This window comes from Pseudoalteromonas sp. NFXS53 (genome assembly GCF_056629255.1).
In genome coordinates, this window is sequence record NZ_JBWVBR010000029.1 from 1 (window position 1) to 23072 (window position 23072).

Below are 23072 nucleotides of genomic sequence, written 5' to 3' on the forward strand. Positions count from 1 at the left end.
GTGCTCATCTCAATGAACTGCGAAGCTTCGCTTCGGTTTCATTTCGTCCATGTGAAAGTAGAACATCGCCAGCAAAGATTGCCCCAGCTAGGCGCCCCCGAGCACTTAAAGAAACCCGTTGCAGCAATGCAGCGGGTTTTTTGCTTTTGAGTGCTAAATCGTCCCGCACGGTGATGAGGCAATGCTCGGTGATAAAAAGACGAATTAGCGCAAGGTGAAACGAACAACCTTCACTGAAGCTACTTCTTCGTTCTGAAACATTTTTCATAAGCGCAAATAACTAAACCCTTACCTTCAGTTAAACTAGCTCACTTCACCTTGCGCGAAAGAAGCTCTCTCACTACGTTCGCAGTCGCTAATTTTGCACCTATTTGCACTTAATTCCTTTATCATTAAACACATTAGAGATCTTCAGCGTATTAAGCGTTTTAATTAATTGAAAGGTATTGGTTTGGAATCCTTCAAAGAGATTTATCAAAGGGCATGTGAAAGAAAGTTAGGTGAGCAAAATTTAAAGTTGTTGATATCTACCCCACTGACGAAGCAAGAGTTGTTGTCACACTCAGATTCGCTTTGGCTTGAAGCGTTTACTAAGAAAGTATTTCAAAGTGGTTTTTATTGGTCAGTGATCAATGCGAAATGGCCGGGTTTTAGAGAGGTTTTTTGGCAGTTTGATATCGATGCATTACTGATGATGTCGCCTGAGCAACTCGAAGAGAAGTCACAGGATGAGCGTATCATCCGTAACTTCAAGAAAGTACAAACGATTCCACATAACTGCTACATGATCTATGAAATTGCACAAAAACATGGCTCATTTGCTAAATTTGTTTCCGATTGGCCTGAAGATAACATTATTGGCCTTTGGGCTGAACTAAAGAAACAGGGTGCGCGATTAGGCGGTAACACAGGGCCTTACGCATTACGTGCTATGGGTAAAGACACATTTATTTTATCTCGAGATGTAGAGTCTTATCTTAGAGCACACAAAATCATTGACGGTGGTTTGCAAACAAAGAAATCTCTTACTGCAATTCAGTCTTTTTTTAATAAGCTAGCAGAAGAAAGCGGTTGGTCTTTAACTGCGCTAAGCCAGCTTATTGCTTATAGTGTTGGTGATAACTACGTTAATGTAGATGGGGGTGAATAATGAAGAATGATTATGCGGCAATTACAGAAGGCTTTGCTGTTGATTATCCGATGGCTCGACCAAGTTCAATTAAACTCGTTTTATTTAATAAAGAGCTGTTTGAAAGGTTAGAGTTAAATTGGACAGAAGAAGAAATGATCTCTTACCTTTCAGGCTCAAGTAGCATTGAGGGCATTCCAGCATCTGCATTAGCCTATTCAGGTCATCAGTTTGGTCATTTCAATCCAACACTTGGAGATGGTAGAGCGCACTACCTAGGAACTACTCAGGGTAAGAATCTCTTTGATTTACAATTAAAAGGCTCTGGGGCAACACCATTTTCTCGTGGCGGCGATGGCCTTTATGCACTTGGTCCAGCAGTGCGAGAGTTTGTGATGAGCCAAGCTATTCAGTCACTTGGGGTTAAAACGACAGAATGTTTGTCTGTAATCACAACAGGTAATGATGTTTATAGGCAGGGCTATGTGCCAGGTGCGGTAGCTTGCCGTGTGGCATCTAGCCATATACGGGTTGGTTCTTTTCAATATTTAGCGTTACAGCAAGATAAATCGGGCATGGAACGTTTATTAGAACTTGCGATTAAGCGTCATTACCCACAAATTCAATCTGAAGGTGATGATAGAGTATGTGATTTCCTAAAGCATGTTTGTAACAACCAAATCTCATTGATTATTGATTGGTTAAGAGTGGGCTTTATCCACGGAGTTATGAATACCGATAATTGTTTGGTGTCTGGCGAGACCATCGACTTTGGGCCGTGCGCCATGCTTGAGGCTTTCGATTTCAATGCTGTATTCAGCTCTATAGATAAACAAGGTCGCTACGCATTTGGTCAGCAACCAAATATCGCCCACTGGAATTGCGCACGATTAGCAGAATCTCTGATGTTAATTATGGCGTGTGATGAAGATCAAGCGCTCGAAAAGCTGACCGGTGTGCTGAGTGATTTTTCTAAGTCTTTCAACGCAGCCTATCATACTATGTGGGCACAGAAATTAGGGTTACCAGATTGGCGTGATTCAGATAGCGACCTACTCTCGGAATTGTTGGTGTTAATGAAGAATCACCAACTAGATTACACCAATACTTTTGCTGCATTGACTTCATTGGCAATAAACAAAGAAGTACTGTTTACGCTCCCTGCAGAATTGCATGAATGGGTAGCAAAATGGCAAACAAGGATCTCAGTGTTTGATGTTGCCGAGGTGGCTACTTTGATGTCAAAGGCAAACCCAGCCATTGTGCCTCGTAATGAGTTAGTCGAAAAAGTCATAGAGGAATTTTATGAAAAAGGACACAGCCCTTTACTTGAAAAGTGGCTACCTATGTTAAATAACCCATATGATTATCAAGAATATGACCAAGTATTTACTGCGCGTCATTCGAAACCTGAAACCTATCAAACTTTCTGCGGTACATAATGCAAATCAGTTCTGGTGAACCGCTAAATTGGCAAACAATTAAACAGGGTGTGCTTGCACATCGTAAGTCGCTTATTTATGCCCATATCATTGCACTATTGGCCGCACTGGTCAGTGTGCCTATACCCTTAATGATGCCCTTATTAGTAGATGAAGTTCTACTCGAAAAGCCAGGCGCAGCCATTGAGTTTATGAATACGCTTTTGCCTGATTCTGCACACAATGCAGTTGGCTATATTCTCTTTGTTTTATTGAATGTTGTGCTGATGCGATTATCGGCATTGGTATTGGGTGTTTTACAATCTCGACAATTTACCATTATTGGGAAAGACATCAGTTTTCAAGTTCGCAGTTTGCTGTTAAATCATTTGCCATTAGTACAACTCAAAGAATATGAAACGCAAGGTGGTGGCGCGATCAGTTCTCGCTGTATTACTGATGTTGAAACACTTGATAACTTTATTAGCCAAACCTTGTCACGGTTTCTAATTAGCTTGTTAACTATTATTGGCACCGCAGTTATTTTGCTTTGGATAGACCTAACATTAGGAGCCATTATTCTTCTGTTGAACCCTGCTGTTATTTATTTCTCAAGACAGTTTGGCAAACGTGTTAAAGATCTAAAGAAAAAAGAAAATGGCGCATTTGAGGCGTTTCAATCGTCACTGGTAGAAACTTTAGATGCGATTGCGCAGTTAAAAGCAATTCGCCGTGAAGGAAAATATTTCGAGCAAGTAAAAGCAACAGCAAAAGATCTAAAGCATTATTCTGTTCAATCTCAATGGAAGACTGATGCAGTTAGTCGTCTTAGTTTTACTATTTTCCTACTCGGTTTTGAGGTGTTTAGAGCCATTGCGATGATCATGGTGGTGTTTGCAGACCTAACGGTTGGGCAAATTTTCGCGGTGTTTGGTTACCTCTGGTTTATGATGGGGCCAGTGCAAGAGCTATTAGGTATGCAATATGCCTACTATGGTGCATCCGCTGCATTACAGCGTTTGAACCAAGTATTTGCTTTTGAGACGGAGAAACCTGCAGCGACTCCAAGTGTTAAAGCATTTAAAAATCCGCAAGTAGATATTCGTTTTGAACAGGTTCACTTTGGTTATCACAGTGAGCAACCGGTACTAAAAAACGTTTCTATGCATATCCCAGCGGGTAAGAAAGTTGCGGTTGTCGCTGTTTCTGGCGGCGGTAAATCAACGTTAGTGCAATTGCTACTAGGCTTATATGAGAAGCAATCTGGCAGTATTTTTATTGATGATAAACAAATAGAGCAAATTGGTTATCTACAAGTAAGAGAGCATGTTGCGACCGTACTGCAACAGCCCGTAATGCTTAATGCTTCAGTGAGAGAAAATCTATCAATGGGCGGCCAGTTTACTGATGAGCAATTGTGGCAAGCTTTGGCCACTGCTGAGCTAACTGAAACCGTAGAAAAGTTAGATGAACAACTAGATGCTTTAATTGGCCGTAATGGAGTGCGTTTATCAGGTGGTCAAAAACAGCGCTTAGCAATCGCTAGAATGGTATTGGCAGATCCTAAAGTGGTTATTCTAGATGAAGCAACATCAGCATTAGATATAGAGACCGAAGCAAAAATTCATCGCAACTTAACTCAGTTTTTAAAAAATCGAACAACTCTGATTATTGCTCATAGACTCAGCGCAATTGCTCAAGCTGATTTGATCTATGTATTAGATGATGGTGAAGTATCAGCGTTCGGTGATCATAATACACTGATAAGACAGGAAGGTTTATATCAGACGCTATTTTCTCATCAATTGTAATGTGAATGTTGAATGAACAATTTAATATTAAAGTATTAAGTAAAGATTAAGCTTGGCTCTTCTACTATAATCACACACAAGCGACGAACTGAGTTGCTTATCTTGATTATAAATGGGGAATGACAATGAAATTTAAAATGCTAAGCCTTGCAGTAGCTATTCTAGCTACATCAGCAGTTAATGCTAAAGAGCAAAAGGAAGGTGTATACCTTGGTGTATTCGGCGATTACTACAAAGCTAAGTGGCAACAAATGCGAGATGCAGCGGGTGTAAATGTTGACGACTCAACATCATGGGGTGCAGAGCTAGGTTATCGTTTTAACGACTATTGGAGTGCACGTTTAGAGTACGCTGATATGGATTTTGATTTGTCCGGTTCAAAAACAGGTTCTTTAAGTGGCGATCGTTTTGGTGTTGACGGACTTTATCACTTTGATGGTGGTCCTTTCTATGCATTGTTTGGCCTGAAATCAATCGATGCTTTTACATCAAATACATTTGCTAATGTAGGTGCAGGCTATCGTCATCATTTAACTGATAACTTATTTGTAAATGCTGAAACAGCACTCTACCAAGGTTTAGATCGCGGTTATACAGATGTAGGTGCAAAATTAGGTATTAACTATGCGTTTGGCGCTACTTCTTCAAAGCCTGTTAAAGCAGCACCTGCACCAATTGCTAAGCCTGAACCAAAGCCTGTTGTTCAAGCTCCTAAAGATGCAGACAAAGATGGCATCATTGATGCTGAAGATCGCTGTGCTAATACGCCTATGACGGATGCGGTAGATGCGAGTGGCTGTACGCTTTACAAAGATGAAGAAGTGACAGTGAGTCTATTAGTTCGCTTCCCAAATAATAACTCAGCTGTTTCTCAGCAATATTTGAATGACATTGATGCAGTAGTGAAATTCTTAAATGAATTCCCTGAGACAACGGTACGTTTAGAAGGACATACATCTGCAGTTGGTAAGGCAGAATATAATAAATGGCTTTCTCAAAAGCGTGCAGATTCAGTTGCTAAGCAATTAATCTCAGAAGGTATTGATGCAAGTCGAGTAAGTGCAATTGGTTACGGGGAAGAGCGTTTAAAAAATACAGCTAACACTGAAGAAGCACATGCACAAAATAGACGTGTAGAAGCGAAATTAATTTCGGTTAAACGTGTAAAAGTGAAGCGCTAAAATAAAATACACTTATAAATACTAAAGCCAGCTTATGCTGGCTTTTTTGTACAATATTTGCGGGCTTTTTAAGTTTAAAACTCTAAATAAGCAACTTGTTTGAGTAAGGAGCTAACAATACCATTATCAAAATTACGCTTCTTTTAAACGATATGGCGGCCATTGAAAAAGGGTTGGTGCGACTTTGTTCAGTTACCATCAATGACTTAATTATTGATGTAAGCGTATTCGGACTTTCTTACTTTATTAAGCTTCTGTTAATAATCTTTCTTGACTAAGTGCTTGGGTGTATTAAAATTGTTCAACAAATGTAATAAGTTGTAATCAGGGATTGAGCTACACTTAACCTTGAATTACTCACTTTTAGCTCAAGGTTTAATTATGAAAAAGGCTTTTCTCCTTTCTAGCATTCTACTTTCAACTTCTGCCGTTGCTGCTCCAAATCCATCTTTTAGTGAAGTGCGTTTAGGTTTCGAGTCCGTCGACTATAGCGAGCAATTAGACAATGTTGCAGGTATTACGGATTTAAAACAAAAGGCTTCTGTTACTAATCCTGCTATTCGTCAGCTTTCTTATACTGGTATTGATGACGACTGGGGGTTTTATATTGCCAGTGCAGCAACTATCGCAACGTCTATTGATACTGAAGTATGGACGGCTGAGAAGTTTGGTGATGTTCAGCAAAATGACTTTAAAATTAAAGCGAATGAAATTGCTTTGTCTATGGCATATAACTTAAGCAAATCAGTGCAGCTAACTTTTGGAACACGCATTCATACGTCTAGCTTTACGCGTTCAAGCTTTAAACTAGGAGCTGGTGCAAACAGTTTTGATGAAGCTTTAAAAGCGCTAGGTGAGGGAGATGATTTACCAAGGTTCGATTTACCAGGACAGCGCAAAGAGGCTACAGATATTCTTGCCAACAATCCGAACTATTTAACACCGGTTGTTTCTATTACCGAAGACCAAATGGGTATATTAGGCGCTGTAGGCATTCGTTACGATAGCCGTTTGGCTGACACTTTCAATAATGTGAGTTGGTATGCAGAAACAGAAATAAGCACGCCATTTTACTCTCGAACTCAAAATACCAGTATCGAATCTGTGACACTAACAGATAGCTTTAATGGTTGGGGTGTGATGGGTAGAGCGGGGGTACGTTACCAACTTATGGACCATATTGCATTGATGGTTGGTGTAGATGCGCAATATAAAGAGCGCGATAAAATTTCAGAAGAAGTAGATGGCCGTCGTAGAACAGTACCAAATATTAAATTTGAAAATGTATCAATTTCAGCGGGCGTACAATGGAGCTATTAAAAATGAGAAGAACAGCGATTGTTGTGGCTATAACTGCTTTGTCCTTGTCTGGCTGTAAAACACTCGATGCTGTACCTGGAGGGTTAGGTGATTTAGTCGGCAGTAAACAAGTCGATCAAGCACAAGTTCAAGCAGCCTATAGCAAAGCTCAGGAGGCTTACACATCAGCGAAAACAGCGATGCAAAATGCCTCGTCTCAATCATTAAGTGATTATGATCCCGAGCGTGTTCAAGATGCCAAGAAAATCTGGAGTGATTTACAAGAAGAGTTTGCTGAGCTTCAGGCTAAGCCTGAAAGGGCCTTAGATAAAGCATCTTTATTTTCTTCGAATACGGTTGCTGACGAAGTCATGGAGCAGTCACAAAATATCATTGCGTTGATCACAAGTGCTGAGAATTCAAAAAATGCCATTGTTGCTGTTCTAGAACCTATCAGAGCTCACTTTTTAGTTTTGGACAATATTGAAACGCAAAAGAATTTCTCAAAACAATATACACAATTAGTTGAGCGCCATGATGAATTGAAAGCGCTTTTAATTGAAGGTGAGAAAGCCAAAGTTGAAGGATATTTACCTGAATTTAGTCAGCGCTTACATAACCTCGAACAAGATGCTGTAGAGCAGTTTTATTTAGGCGAAGTGTTTTCACAGTTAAAGTCACTAGCTAATTCAGAAAAATCAGAGGTTTTGCCATCTGTATATGCTGATGTAAAAGGCACAGCCGAAACAGCCCAAACGTTTGCAAGAAATAACGTTCGAGACTATGACGGAATTAAAGATAAAACGCGACTTGCTGAGCTGCAAATACAACGTATTAATAGCCTTTTCTCTGAGCATAAATCACGAGAGCAGGCACTTAAGAGCGAGAGTGTAGAGGCACAACTTCTGGCGCTTGAAACACAATTATTTCAACTAACTCAAAAAGCTGGGTTGGGAGACTTAAGACATTTAAGCTTTTCAGATCAATTAAATGAACTGAAAAAAGCATTATAATAATTTAAAATACTTCAATAATTTCATAACAATATAAAATATATTTGCAAAGGGACTTACAAATTCTATTGATATGGAATTTGCCCTTGCATACATATTTGGAAATGGAGACCACAATGCGTATGCATCTATCAAGAAAGTTCGCACTGAGCTTGTTATCGACAAGTTTAATGCTCACTGGCTGTGGAGGAGGGAGTGATGATACTCCTGATTCTAGTGGTGGCGGTACCCCGCCTCCGGCCCCTGAAAATAAAAAACCGACCGTCACCATAGAGGCACTGACAGAGGCCAAAGAGCAAGTTGCTTTTACACTGAAGGCAACGGCAAGTGATGAAGATGGTTCTGTTGAGTCTTTTTCTTGGACACATGATTCTCAATTAGATTTAAAACCTGAAAATACAGATTCAGAGTCTGCGACTTTCACCGTGCCTGATATATCAGAGGATATAACAGTAGGCTTCACGGTAACTGTCACCGATGATGACGGTGAAACAGCTTCTTCGACTCAATCGGTTACAATTAAGCGTAAAGTTTCCAGTGTGACGATCACAGGTATTGTAACCGACGGGCCAATTGAAAATGCATTAGTCACAGTGACTGCGGGTAATAGCACTGTGGATGCTCAAGCGGATGACAAAGGCGCTTATTCAATTACTGCCATCGTGGATGAAAGTGAAGTTGATCAGCTTGTTACTTTAACAGCTAAGGGTCAGCCAGACTCGACAAAAGCATTTGTTGAGTTTAAATCTCAGTTGCCTTCAACCAATACACTGCAAAGTTTGGCGGGTGATGATGCCGTTTTAACAAAAGAAGAAAGTTTTGCGGTTAATGTTACTAACGTATCAACAGCTGAGTATGCGCTACTACAGCGTGATGGTGGAGCACCACAAAATGAAGCTGAGTTAGAAAACCGCCTAAAAGGTATCGATGCGCAAGAAAAATTAGAATTAGCTGCGTTGATCAAAACGGTTGTTGATTATGGTGTTGAGTTACCTGATGACGTTAAATCAACGCTTGACCTTGTTACAAGCGAAGAAAATGCAGAAAAAACAAAAACTGAAATTCAGAAAACTCAACCTGAAGTTTTAGAAAAAGCACTTAAAGACATCAAAGAAGATGAAGAGCTACTTGAAGCCGTGTCAGGAAGCTTACTTGGTGACTTTATTATTAATAAGCCACGTGCGTATAATAACCGAGCAATCCACCTTACCTTAAACGGTGCAGATGAAGGTGCGACTTCTGGTGAAGCGGTTATTTCAGCTAGCCAAGCTGTAAATACTACATGGGAAGTCATCGACGGTGTAGTAAAGGTTGACTTAACGGAAGACAATCTGCTGCTTGACAGTTGGACTGATGGAGCTAAAAAGCACGAGAAGAGACTCTCATCACTCGAGTTTTCGTTACTAGAAGATAAAGACGCGTTCACAGTTATTGAAATCAGTAAGGCTGATGTCGAACAGTACGAAAACGGTGAACAAAAAAGCGTTATCAGTTCCGGTCCTCTTTTAGGGGTAGCGAATCTATTCAAAAAATCAGAGACCTTTGCGCTTGATGCGCAGGCATGGCAAGGCACATGGGCAATTCAAAGCTTCAATGACAACCAGCAAGACGATGAAGTATTCGTTTTTACGATTGACTCTGAAGGTAATATTTCTGACGAAGATGGCTCTACTTTAGGTTGGACGCTTGATGCAAATGGCCAATTAACCATTACCTACAACGATGAAGGCACTGAACAGGTTATTACTTTCTGGCTCACGAAAGAGTGGAAAGAAGATGCAGTTTATCAAGCCGTTGGTTTAGATAACAGCGGTAAGAAAGAAACCTTCTATGGTCTTTTTGTTAAGCTAGATGACGTCGAAATCAATGAGGAAAATATTGTTGGTCGTTGGCGAGTTGGTTTAGGCCATACAATGGACGACTATGATGTCAATATTCTACCAGATCTAAGTGTAGAAGCGGGTTTAAACCGCACATCTATGGTGGCAAGGGTTGAAGATAGTGTTATTCATCGCGGTGTTTATAGCATTGATGGTGAAAACGTAGATTTCTGTGATACCAGCGAAGAAAACTGTACGGCTTACTACAGAAGCGAACTAGAAATTCTGAATACGAATGACGATATCTGGTTTGGTTATCACCAAGAGTGGCGTGCAAACAGCCAAGGTGAATTAGAGTTATCTGATGCAGGGCTATACATATATGAGAAGACAGACCTTGCATATGATGAGTTTGAAGCTGAGATGTTGGCATTTGATGCCACATTAAATTATTTCGATGGAGAAAAATACGCAAAGTTATCTATCTCGCCAAATGTTGATAATAGCTATAGTGTGACCATTGATGGCGTAACGTATGTCGCACAACTTGTTGAAGGTGCGCTTGAATATACTTATACCGATGGCGTGACATATCGCATTTCATTAGAAGGCTATGAAGCCGGTGCGTTATCTGTGTGTCTTTTCGATAAGTCTAAAGGCTGTGATCCAGACACAAACCTATTAACACTTAACACCGCTAAACCTAGCTTTACAGTCGAAACCAATGTAGGTGATAACGGTAAAGTGACACCGGAGCAGGCTGAGCTGCTTTATGATGAGCATATTGCATTATCAATTTTACCTGACTTTGGTTTTGCCATAGATCAGGTCACAGGCTGTAGTGGTACGTTGCAGGGCAGACAGTATCTTATTGGTGAATTGACTGAGAATTGTCAAGTTGACGTAACCTTTAAAGAGTCTGATGCGTCAAGTGATGGCGTGATCAGCGACTTAACCTTCTACAATCCCGATTACTATCGTGGCAGCGTTTATCAAGTGACTCTGAAGAACGATGGCACCGCGACATTGTCAAGTTCAGATTATTCGGTCGATGCGCTATGGAGCGACGAAGAAGGTGTAATCAAGGTCACACCAATTGATGAGCTTATCACTTGGAATAATGATTATTTAGGTGACTATCGAGGTTGGAAAGAGGTACTTGAGAGCATTGAGTTTGAAATTATTGATGCAAAAGCACAAGAGTATGAGTTGACAGCCAATATTACTCGCTATAACTCACAAGATGGTCAACCAACCGATGAAGAGTCTCGGCCAAATAGCTTTAACACGTTTGCATTTAATTCAAGCGACTTAGGTTTACCTTTCCCTGAACTCGTGGGTAAAGAGTGGAGCTTATCTGTATTTGATGATGTTGTTGCGATTAAATTTGCCGAAGATGGCAGTGCAGAAGTACGCAGTATTGATGAGTCTGAAGCTGAAATGGCCACTTGGTCAATTGGTGAGAATGATGTTCTGACTTTTAACCTTGAAGATGGCAATCAAGTTCAGCTTGTTAATACAAAAGACATCAGTGTTGGCTTACAGGCTATCGCCACAGAGTTTGACAGTGAAGGTCGTTTAATTGCGTCGGGTGCTGCACTAATGATAGAGCGTGGTGATATTGCGATTACCAAAGATAATTATGTTGGTGCGCGATATTATGCTTATGGTGAAGCAGCAGATGCTACCAGTAGTGAGCATATCATTTATGAAGATGGCCAGATTGGCAGCTTAATGTATAGCTATGGTGGTCAGGGCGTCTTTGATGATAATGGTTACACTCGTTACATATATCGTGACTTTAATACTCTTCAAGCAAACTGCGATCAGACGTCAGAATCTTGTGCCTTATTTTACAAGGTTGACTACCGTTTAATAGCTCAAGATGAAAGTCGCTATTTTATAGAGCGCATCTCGAACCGTTATGATGTTCTAGGTTCTGGTGAATTAAGAGATAGAAGTGCTGTACTTCAGACATATGAATTTACTAATTCAACGAAGATTCCTGAATTTACTGAAAATAATATTGGCGGTAGGTTATACGAGATACTGCCAGATTCAGCAGTAGAGTGGCGCTTCTTTAGTGAATATGACGCAGAGCAAGAGGAGTCACAATTCTTCTTAAGTTTTGATGATGTTGAAACTCATCATATTGAACTTGCAGGTGGCAAACTTAACTACTATGAGCCGCTAGAAGACATTGACTATGTTATTGAGTTGGTTGATAACGATCAAAATGGCATTGTAGTTTGTCGTTATGAGCAAGGCTTTGCTTGTCAAGAAGATGATAAAGTAGCACTTGTAAAAGAAAAGCCAGCCTACGAAGTAACTATCGAGTCTGACGTGAATGGCAAGTTAACGGACATGTATGACAGTGATCATATATACCGCCATGGCGACACAGTTAGATTTGAAATTAGACCTGACTATGGCTATGCACCAAAAGCAATCGAAGGGTGTAATGGTTACAGAGAGGGTGGCGATTATGTTATCGATGGTCTGAGCAGCGACTGTACGATCACAGCAAGATTCGAAACACTTGAGAAGCTGTCAGAGCAGGCTTCGATCACTGACGAAGAATTGGCACTTTGTGTTGATGAGCAGTCACATGTACGACGCTTCTGGGCTTTAGATGAAGTCACAGCGCTACAATGTGATCATCAATATAATGGCATAAATAACTTATCTGAACTTGCAGCATTCCCTAACCTAGAGAGTATTGATTTACATAACATTGATATTGCTGATGTCGATCTATCTGCGTTAACAGCGTTAACCAGTGTGAGCATCAACTATAGCTACAATGAAAGGTTCAATAGCTTAACCGTGGCTGCGCCAGGAAATATTACCTATTTGTCACTACAAGGTAATAGACTGAATGACGCTCAACTTGAAGGCTTGAAGCTGAGTGAGTATATCAACCTGCAACATCTTGACTTAGATAATAATGTTATCACTAAGCTTGACCTATCTGTCTTTGAGCAATTAAAGCATCTAAATGTGTCTTATAATGAGCTGACATCGATTGACTTGTCTAATAACCTAGACTTGATGTCTCTTTGGGTTGTTGACAATGAATTAACGCAGATTGATGTTAGCAATAATACAGAGTTAGAGAGCCTTGGTATCTCGCATAACGATATTGAAAGTTTAGATGTTACTAATAACATATTGATTGACAATATTTATGCAAAGAGTACAGGTCTAGTTACTGTTACTGGTTTAGAGAATAGCGAACGTAAATGGGGCTATTTTGACTTCCACAACAACCCGCTTTCAGATGAAACGGTCGATGAACTAGAGCGCTTAAAGCAAGAAGATGGGTTTGAAAACATTCATTATTCTGTTGCGCAACTGGTCACTATCGCGATTATTCCTGATGAGAGTGGCTATGAAAATGGACAGGTGAATAGCACTGAAGTACTTGTTGGCCAGGAGCCGGTAACAGTGTATATCCAGCCAGATGAGGGTTACGAGGTCGCAAGTATTTCAGGTTGTGATGCTGAAAACGACCAAGTAACACTGCTGAATGCGAATTACTTAGAAATCACCTCAGTGACACAGGCATGTAATATCAATGTCGAGTTTACTGAAGCGGTGCCGCTTGCCACTAAACTTGAAATCCCAGAAGACAATGTTGCTCTTACTGAATGTTTAAACGACTCTGGTTATATTTGGGCAGAGCAAGTTAAGTATCTGAACTGTTGGCGAGATGTCCAAGATTTTGGTCCGCTTTCAAAGTTACCAGCTCTTAGCTCATTGGAGTTGCACAACCTTACAGCTGAAGCCTTAGACTTATCGACTTTAGAGCATTTAACATCGCTTGAGATCAGCAATAATTATCAAATGCCGTTAAAGTCGCTCGCGCTTAACAACCCAGAGCAATTGACTAGGTTAGTTATCCGTCATAGCGCACTTGATGATATCGCGCTTGAAAGTGTGAACCTGGCTCAGTTTAAGAACTTAAAGGAGCTAGAACTATATGGAAATCAATTGACTAAGCTTGATGTATCTCAGTTGCAACAACTAGAACGTTTGTCAGTGAGAGATAATCAGTTATCTGAGTTAAATGTATCTGGTAATGCTAAGTTGATGTATTTAGATGCGTCAAATAACCAACTAACCGCATTGGATATCAGTAGTAATACAGAGCTAACAGAGTTAGAAGTATATGGCAATGCGCTAACCAGCTTAGATCTCAGTAATAACGCTCAGCTACATCATGTGAATGCATATTCGAACGAGCTAAAAGAAGTCACTGGCATTGAGAATATCAGCGATAAATGGGCGGGGTTATACTTTGGTAGGAACCCATTCACGAATGAAGCGGTTTCAGAGCTTGAGTACCTCTCAGGCATCTATTACAACTTGAACTACTCACGTGTTTACAAGGTTAATTTATTACCAGGTGATAACGGTGATGTTCAAGAGCTGCAAGTTATTTTAGGTGAAGGTGAGCACTACTATACGTCTATTTATGCAAATAACGGTTTCCAAGTAGCAAGTCTGTCTGGCTGTGGTATTGCAGAAGACAGAGCTAGTCAAGCGAACATTCTGTTCAACGCAAGTCAACTTAAATTGCAAACCGACACTTTGGTATTTGATGAAAATACTCAAAGTTGTGACCTTGCCATTGAGTTTGGCCCAGCAACAAACCTTGCTGAAGCGTTAGAGATTCAAGATGCGGGTTTGTACTCGTGTATAAATGACTCAGGCTTCATCTGGGAAGAGCAAGTAAAAAGCTTAGGCTGTTACGGTGCTGATATTCTTGATTTCTCTGAACTAGCTAATGTTACTACACTGACAAGTTTTGAAGTGTATGATGTACAGTCAGATACATTAGATTTATCTAAATTATCTAACCTTTCAACTCTGAGCGTATCTAGCAGTTATAACTTAACTAACTTAACCTTACCTCAGTCAGAGAAGCTAGAAGAGTTAAAGCTAAATAGCCTTAACTTAACTAATGAAACGCTCGATAACTCAGGTATTTCAGCGTTAACCAACTTAAAGCGTTTAGAGCTGAATGATAATGCGTTAGTTAAATTTGATGCGTCACCTCTAACTCAGCTTGAATACTTAAGTGTGTATCATAACGACATTAAAGAGTTGGTGATTACAGGTAATACGCTTTTAGAAGAGTTAAATGCGGACTATAACCCACTTGTCAGTCTTGATACGTCGAATAATGCCTTCTTGAGACAGCTGCACCTGCAAAGAGCGGCATTAACTGAGCTGGATGTCAGTGCCAATGTGCGTTTAGACGACTTAAATGCCTATGAGTCAGGCTTGCAGTCTGTCTCAGGTATTGAATACTTGAAGACTTGGGTTCATATTAATCTAAATAGAACACCTTTGTCTGATGATATGGTTGCTGAGATAGAGCGTCTGCGCGACTATGAAGACTACCATAATATTCGTTATTCAATCGCTTATCCGGTAACCATTAATACCTACGATAATGGCGACACATATGATGGTAACTTCTCTTTACCTAAAGACTCAACGAGAGAGGTTTATTTATATGCAAACGATGGTTTTGAAGTAGGTGAAATTAAGGCTACGGGTTGTGATGCGTCACAATATGAACTACTAGACGCAAACCGTTTAATTGTAGGCCCAATTTCAGAGGCGTGTACGCTGGACGTATCGTTTGTAGAAGCTATACCATTGTCAGAAAAAGCAGGCATTACTAATGAGTCATTAGCACAATGTGTGGACAATACAAATTATATTAATGCGGAACAAGTTAAGTCACTTAGCTGTAGTGTCTATAACGTGGAGAGCTTTGCTGAATTAAGTAAGTTTGAAAACTTACATACGTTAGAGTTATATGACAACCAACAGTCAGTACTTGATTTGACTGGTTTATCTAATCTTACATCTCTTCATTTCAGGTACGGGCAGTCACCTTCTGAGTTAAAGCTGAGCAACCCTGAATTATTGGAGACTTTAGTTATTGAGTACGTAGGTCTTAATGATGATGCTTTAGTAACGTTAGATATTGCTAGGTTTATTGCTTTAAAAGAGCTTCGTTTACGCGGTAATCAGTTAACGCAACTTAATACTTCAGTGTTTACTGATCTTGAAACGTTAGATATCTCAATTAACCAAGTCACAGCAGTTGATTTGACGACAAACGTTCAACTGCAGTTGTTAAATTTAGGAAATAACCCTCTAACTGAGCTAGATCTTGCCGAGAACACTCAGCTTCTAGAGTTAAAAGTGAATCAAACAAGCTTAAGTCAGTTAGATGTAAGTAATAATTTGGTACTTCAGGATGTTGAAGCAGGTTATTCTTACATTGATACTGTAATTGGCATTGAGTCTCTTGATGTGAATACGGTTCAAAGGCTTGATTTCTATTGGTCTCCATTAACTCAAGAAATGGTTGATGAGTTTGAGCGACTTAAAAGAGAAGGGTATAACATACTATATTCACTGTCTTATCCTATCATGGTGAATTTTGATACTACTCAAGCATCGGGAGATAATGGCAAGTACCACAGTAATGGTGAAACTAACTTAGATCTATATATTTATCCGAATGATGGCCTTGAGATAGGTACTATCGAAGGATGTGATGGTCAGTTTGAGTTAGTAGACGCAAACCATTTGATTGTTAAACCTATCACTCAAGCATGTACGTTAGATATCAAGTTTGTAGATAAAGTCGCACTTGCCGAAAAAGCCGGTATCACTTCGGATAATCAGCCTCTTATGGATTGTGTGAATGATTCAGGCTTTATTTGGATTGAGCAGGTTAAAGCGCTGAGTTGCTGGGATTCTAATATTCAAAGTTTTGCTGAATTAAGCGCTTTCTTTAACTTGACTAATTTAGAACTGCAGTATTTAAACACGCAGGAAGTTGACCTATCATCGGTTGCATCTTTGAAAGAGCTATCACTATATGGTCGAAGTACTGATCTGCCATTAACCAAGTTAACTTTAGCGAACCCAGAGCAACTTGAACGTCTAGCTTTAACTTATAGCCAGCTTGATGATACTGAATTAGCGCAATTAAACCTTGCGCAATTCACGGGGTTAAAAGCGCTAGTTTTAAGTAACAACCAACTAACTAAGTTTAACCCCGAGTCATTCTCACAGCTTGAAGTACTTGAATTGAATGGCAATAGCTTAACTGAATTGTCAGTTACGTCTAATAGTATGCTTAAAGAGTTAGTCTTACATAGCAATCAGTTAACAGCGATTGATTTGAGCCAAAATGCAGAACTTGTTGATTTACGCATCTCAGATAACCCGATTACGGTTTTAGCACTAGATGCAAATCCATTACTGAAATCTGTTGATGCAGCGAGCACACATTTAAGCTCTGTAACTGGTATTGAAACTATTGAAGACACTGGCGCATGGTTGCACTTTTATTCAACACCTTTATCAGACGGGACAATTACTGAGTTTGAAAGGCTTAGAGAGGAGCTAGGTTATTATAACCTTCATTATAGCAAAGCCTATCCAGTGGTGATTACATCATCAAGTAATGGCTGGGTAGGATGGAGTAATTTCTTTATTAGTCCTGAGAGCACTCATTCGGTTGAACTATATCCGGACACTAATTACACAGTGACAAAGGAGAGTATAACCGGCTGTCGTGGCGAGTTCTCTTTAGAGGGCACGACGCTTACAGTTGGACCTGTAACCGATATCTGTGAAATTAAGGTTGAGTTTGTAGCGCAGTAATAAGCCGTGCTTTCATAACCACAATACTTCATTAAGTATCTAAAACGCGCCTTTCGAGGCGCGTTTTTTCATGCCCAAATAACCCTTTTAATTAATAAAATGGATATTAAATTCTGTTCGTTAGACTTTTTTATTCTAAAAAAAGAAATAATCAACTGTTCTGTTAAAACTTAGCCTACGCTTATTGTGCCGTAATTTTGAATAAAGTGCTTTCGCTGAGGCTTTAGCGCGATAAAAAACTGCACAGGATAACTCATGAAAACAGGATTATATAGAGACTGGCGCTCAATATTAGCGCCAATAGCTTTTAGCTTGGTCTTAACTGCATGTGGTGGGGGATCAGATGACCCTGAACCAACACCAACACCAGAGCCAACCCCAACGCCAGAAAATAAAGCGCCAACTGTATCGGTTGCAGCAGATACTGAAGCCAAAGAGCAAACTGAATTTACTCTCACCGCTACTGCTGCGGATGAAGACGGTGAAATTAGTGCATATGCTTGGACAACTAGCTCCAACCTAGATTTAACGCTCAGTGGGCAAGATACCAGCACTTTAACAGTAACGAGTCCAGACATATCTGAAGACATTGAAGTTACTTTTACGATTACCGTGACTGATAACGGCTCGACGGCCAAAACAGCACAAGCGCAGCATACTGTTATGATCAAGCGCAAGGTATCATCAGTCTCTATTACCGGCATTGTTACAGACGAACCTATACCAAATGCCAATGTCACCATTTCTGCTGGTGGTTCTTCTGCCCAAGTACAAGCAGGCAGCGATGGTAGTTACTCGCTTGAGCTCATTGTGGATGAATCAGAAGTAAAAGATCTGGTACAAATTAGAGCGCAAGGCACCGGTGAACAAAGTAATGTTGAGTTCAGATCATTGCTTAACTCTGTCGAGAAAGTGATCGAGCAAGCCGGTGATGATGGTGTGCTGCAAAAGGATGAAAATTTTTCTGTTAATGTCACTAATGTCACCACTGCTGAATACGCGATTATCACACGAGATGGTGAAACGCCGAAAGATGACGAAGCGCTGAAATCAGCACTGTTGAATGTTGATGCGGATGAAAAATTGCAATTGGCCACTTTGATAAAGGTGGTTGTTGATAACCCAGACTTTGAGTTACCTGAAGGGGTCGAAAATACACTCGACTTAGTCTCATCAACAGAAACGGTAGAGGAGTTTGAGGCTGAGGTGAATGAGAAAGACCCTACCATAATCGAAAAAACCAAAACTGAAATTAAAGAAGATGAAGATCTGGTAACCGGTCCATCAGGTAGTTTGGTTGGTGAGTATATACTTCAGTCCCCTCGATATTACAACAACATCGCTTACCATGTCAGTTTAAAAGAAGACAGTACAGGCTTGATTAATGGTATCGATCAGCAAGTGATAAGTAGTTGGGCGCTTGATGGCAACAAGTTAGCACTGACATTTGCAGAGCCTCTGAAAAAGTCAGTCTCTGAAAATACGCTTGAAGATGAAACTAAGCAGCGCGTTGAAACATTCGTTAGCGGTATGAGTATGTTAGTGCTCGGTGAAAATGAAGTATTTAGAACTGTAGAAGTCACGGAAACGGTTTTCCAAACGCTTGATGGCGCTGCACAAGACGCGGAAACAGTCACCTATATCAGTAACCTCACTAGTAAGAGTCAGACCTCAGCGCCGACAGCTGAAATACTCACAGCAGATGGTGGTATGTGGTATCTAGACCTACATGACAGAGACTTTACACTCAATGATGACCCTGAAGAGCAAGTAGATAAACTTATTTTCAATGCTGACGGCACAATTACCACAGAATTCTCAGATGAAGAAGTAACATGGCGAATTGAAGGTCGCGCTATCGTTGTCGACTATAAAGACTTTACCGATGACACCAAACAAACGCTTGAATATGAAGGTTCGGCTTCAATTTGGCTAACCAAAGTGCTGGATGCGGGATATCAAGTTGTTACGCTAGACACGACTGACGATGAGTGGCCAAATACTGAGTATGGTTTATTTATCAAGCCTTCAGATGTCACGGTAAACGAAAGCACAATGTCTGGTCGTTGGCATGGCTTCTATGGCTTGAACCAAAGTTACTACATGGATTTATATCCTGATGGCTCTATTTATTTCGGCTTAGAACGTAGTGATTATGTATGGGATATTGATGGTAATACCATGGTTCGTAAGGTCTACATGCAAAATGGTAATCGCGTTGAAAGCTGTATAGAAGCGCGTGACGATTGTGCTCTGATTGGCATCACGAACCATGAAATTCTCGCTATGGTGAATGACCGTTATTACCTAAAACGCACATTCTTATGGATGAATGAGCAAGGCATGATGGAAGTCAGCGAATCAGCACTATTTATCTTTGAGTATAACAGTGACCTTAGTATCACCGCCTTTGATCAAACATTACCAAATTATGGCGACACCTATGTGTGGGTACAAGATGCCATGGGTAACTTGATGATGGTGAAGATGAATCGTGATAGTGAAGGGTTCGATGGTGTTATTACCTTTGGGGAGCAAAGTTACAACTTTAACTTTGAAGGTGGCAATATTGTTTACTTTGTTGATGGTGCTAAATATACCCTAGAGATAATATCCAGCTCTCAAGAGTATATTCAGGCTTGTTTATATCCTTCTTCAGGGCTGACATTTGACATAGCGGGTGAAGGCTCTGTTGGATTCCACAAAGTTGGCTTTGCTTCTTCAGGTTTAGAAGGTGTATGGGAGCTAGCGAATGAAAATGTCATATTCATGTTCTTACCAGGCAACAAATATTTTGCTATTCAATGGGTAGAAGAAAATGGTTTTGTAGGTTTTGAGAGAGGTGCTTATACAGCTGACGGTACAAGTATTACTTTTGAGACCGAGCAAAACCATGATGGTGAAGCCTTGGTGTGTAATGCACCAGCAGGACAAAGCTGCTCAGGTGTTTCTTTCGAATACAGCGTATCTGACTCCGAGTTTGCCTTGGGTGGCACCGATGAGGGGGCAATATCCTTTAGTAAAGTGAGCTTTGCTTCTGAAGGTGTTGAAGGCGCATGGGGGATATTAGATGATGCGGCTTTGCTTATGTTGTTACCTGAAAGTCGCTACTTTGCTATTCAGTGGGCAGAAGAAAATGGTGATATAGGCTTTGAACGTGGCAGCTACCAAACAACAGATACGCAAATAACATTTGATACGTTGCAAAATAACGACGGAGGAGCGTTAATATGCGATGCATCTGTTGATGCCACGTGTTCGGGTGTTACTTTTAATTATACTCTACCATCGGGCTGCACCGATGATTCCATGGTGAAGATCTGGAAGCAGATGCCATTAATGGGCAACTCTATTATCAATAACTCAGATCTCTACCTTGGTGAAACACTGGGTATAAGTATAGATAGGTGGGGTAATGGTAAAGTTAAAACACCAATGGGTGAGTACGATGTAAACTGGTATGTCGCATCTGAAGGTATGATTGAGCTTAATTTAACTTACCCACCTGTTATCTATAGTAATACCGATAATAACATGATGACTGAACATAAACTCAAAGGTTATACGGTACAGCTCGATGCTATGGATGGAATGAAAGTAGCAGTCACAGAACGAGTTGATGTTTACACAGATGGTTATATGACCGGAGACGTCAATCATGATTTCATGGCCAAGCTCTACTATGAAAGAGACTTCATAGATTTATCAGAGGTTGACTTTGTTGGTAAGTGGGTTGCTTATGATAGAGTTGACGGCCACCAAATCAGTCATGTTGAATTTATGGCTGATGGCACAGGTATTGTGACATCTACATTCGATGAACCAGATGAAAATGGTGACTTTACATGGTCGGTGATGGGTCGAGCATTGCAATTAAACTTTGAGAATACTGAGTTTGATAACTTGCACATGACTAAAGACTTATCAGTAGGCTACCAGTTTGTTGATAACTTTGATGATTTGGCAGATGTTTATTCAAGTCAGATCGTTTCAGGCATACTTATCAAAGATATGGCCCCTGAACTCAGTAAAGAAGACTACCAAGGCCGTTGGGTTTACTTTGATGGCGTAGAGCAGATCAGTGGCCAAAATGGTACTGAAGTTTACCCTGAAGAAGAGGATGATTCTTATCTGACATTCGTATTTGGTACGGGAAAAAGTTCTTATCAAGGCCGTTATGAGGATGGTCAAGTTGTCCGAGCACGCTATGTAAATCCTGAGACAAAAGAGAGAACCCGCTTCTGTGAAGCGTCACCAACTTGTGTGCTCGAAGCTGAAATGCGCTATCAAATGGTGGCAGAGCATGAAGGGCGCTACTTCTGGGCAAGAGAATTTAGTAACTTTGATGCTGACGGAAAAGAGTATCCTAATTCTGGCGTCATATTCGTTGGTGAGCGTAGCGAATCAACGGATATTGAAAAACTAGAAACCTATCATTTATGGTTCACCATGTATCAAGTTGAAGGTAACAGCTCTATAGCATGGTCTATGACTTATTCAACAAATGAGAGTGATGAAACTACGGGGGATTTAACTGTCGGGGACGGTAGTCCAATGCCGTTTACTTTCATGGATGGTAAACTTGAATTAGTTATGGACGGGAACGACACTATAATTGAGCTTGTGCCGGGCAGTAACAATAAAGACGGATTAACCTTGTGTAAGTATCTAAAAGGGAATACCTGTACAGCACAAGATCACGTGCCTCTACTTTTTAGTCCACCGAACTAACCGCTAATCTTTAAGTATTTAAAAGGCCCATTGAGGGCCTTTTTTATTGCTGTAGCTTGCTAATTGAACTCTGTTCAACTAATAAGTAAATGCAAACAACAAGAAGGAATTAACTATGGCCAAAGTCACTTCACCACCCATTTCAGCTTTTTGCTGGGCAGAATTATGTTCATCGGATTGGGCGGGCGGAAAACAGTTCTATACGCAACTCTTCGACTGGCAGTTTGACGCTCAACCCATCGGTGAAGATTGTTATTACACTATGCTAAAGAAGCAAGCCGATGATGTCGCGGCCATGTATCAAATGATGCCTGAGCAAAAAGAGGCGAATATTCCCAGTCATTGGCTAGGCTATATTGCAGTCGAAAATGTTGATGCCATCGCCGATAAAGCAAAGCTGCTAGGTGCAACGGTCATTCATGGTCCTTGTGATGTAATGAACGCAGGCCGTATGGTAATGATTAGCGATCCAGGCGGTGCGTTTGTGGCATTTTGGCAAGCTAACGAGCATATTGGTACACAACGCATATTAGAGAAGAATACGCCTTATTGGCATGAGTTGGCTTGTCGAGGCAGTGAAAAAATCGGTCAGTTTTATAGCGAGCTTTTAGGTTGGCAGATCCAAGTCGAAAAAATGGAACACATGGATTACACCTTGTTTTGTAATGAACAGGGGCCTGTTGCAGGCATGCTCGAAATGACCGAAGAGTGGGAGGGCATTCCACCCCATTGGATGATCTATTTTGCTGTTGCCGATTGTGATGCGATGTCTGAAAAAGCGGCTTCTTTAGGTGGGCAAGTTTGCGTGCCGCCCACCGATATTCCAAATATAGGACGTTTTGCCGTTATCACAGATCCGCAAGGCGCAGTATTCTCAATTATACAGTCTTGTAATGACGATATTGATTTGGATGCTTGATATTAAAGGTATTTGCCCCAAGTTCAGTAAGCATTGAAAATGCTAGG

9 protein-coding genes are annotated in these 23072 nt (G+C 40.5%); all 9 read left to right on the top strand.

Translation table 11 applies throughout. The features are described from left to right. Positions 1–451: 451 nt before the first annotated feature. The 9 genes from AC1HJP_RS20230 (at position 452) to AC1HJP_RS20270 (ending at position 23025) form a co-directional block, all read left to right on the top strand. A complete protein-coding gene (locus AC1HJP_RS20230; protein WP_480363305.1) occupies positions 452–1150 on the top strand; it encodes a DNA-3-methyladenine glycosylase I in 699 nt (232 codons plus the stop codon). Continuing rightward, positions 1150–2571, top strand: coding sequence for a protein adenylyltransferase SelO (locus AC1HJP_RS20235; RefSeq protein WP_480363306.1), 1422 nt, complete (start codon positions 1150–1152; stop codon positions 2569–2571). The genes AC1HJP_RS20230 and AC1HJP_RS20235 overlap by 1 nt, the downstream gene beginning before the upstream one ends. Next, positions 2571–4361, top strand: coding sequence for an ABC transporter ATP-binding protein (locus AC1HJP_RS20240; protein WP_480363307.1), 1791 nt, complete (start codon positions 2571–2573; stop codon positions 4359–4361). The genes AC1HJP_RS20235 and AC1HJP_RS20240 overlap by 1 nt, the downstream gene beginning before the upstream one ends. A 125-nt stretch (positions 4362–4486) precedes the next feature. Then, positions 4487–5542 carry an OmpA family protein gene (locus AC1HJP_RS20245; protein ID WP_480363308.1) on the top strand — a complete coding sequence of 352 codons (1056 nt, stop codon included), beginning with the start codon at positions 4487–4489 and terminating at the stop codon, positions 5540–5542. Between the two features lie 381 nt (positions 5543–5923). Continuing rightward, a complete protein-coding gene (locus tag AC1HJP_RS20250; protein ID WP_480363309.1) occupies positions 5924–6862 on the top strand; it encodes an autotransporter outer membrane beta-barrel domain-containing protein in 939 nt (312 codons plus the stop codon). Between the two features lie 2 nt (positions 6863–6864). Next, the gene (locus tag AC1HJP_RS20255) at positions 6865–7854 is read left to right on the top strand and encodes a hypothetical protein (protein ID WP_480363310.1); all 990 of its coding nucleotides are present in this window, start codon (positions 6865–6867) and stop codon (positions 7852–7854) included. A 116-nt stretch (positions 7855–7970) separates the two neighbouring features. Continuing rightward, positions 7971–17375 (top strand): leucine-rich repeat domain-containing protein, encoded by a 9405-nt coding sequence (locus AC1HJP_RS20260; RefSeq protein ID WP_480363311.1) that lies wholly within the window; start codon positions 7971–7973, stop codon positions 17373–17375. Between the two features lie 255 nt (positions 17376–17630). Further along, the gene (locus tag AC1HJP_RS20265; protein WP_480363312.1) at positions 17631–22106 is read left to right on the top strand and encodes a PKD domain-containing protein; all 4476 of its coding nucleotides are present in this window, start codon (positions 17631–17633) and stop codon (positions 22104–22106) included. Between the two features lie 115 nt (positions 22107–22221). Continuing rightward, positions 22222–23025 carry a VOC family protein gene (locus AC1HJP_RS20270; protein ID WP_480363313.1) on the top strand — a complete coding sequence of 268 codons (804 nt, stop codon included), beginning with the start codon at positions 22222–22224 and terminating at the stop codon, positions 23023–23025. The last annotated feature ends 47 nt before the right edge of the window (positions 23026–23072 follow it).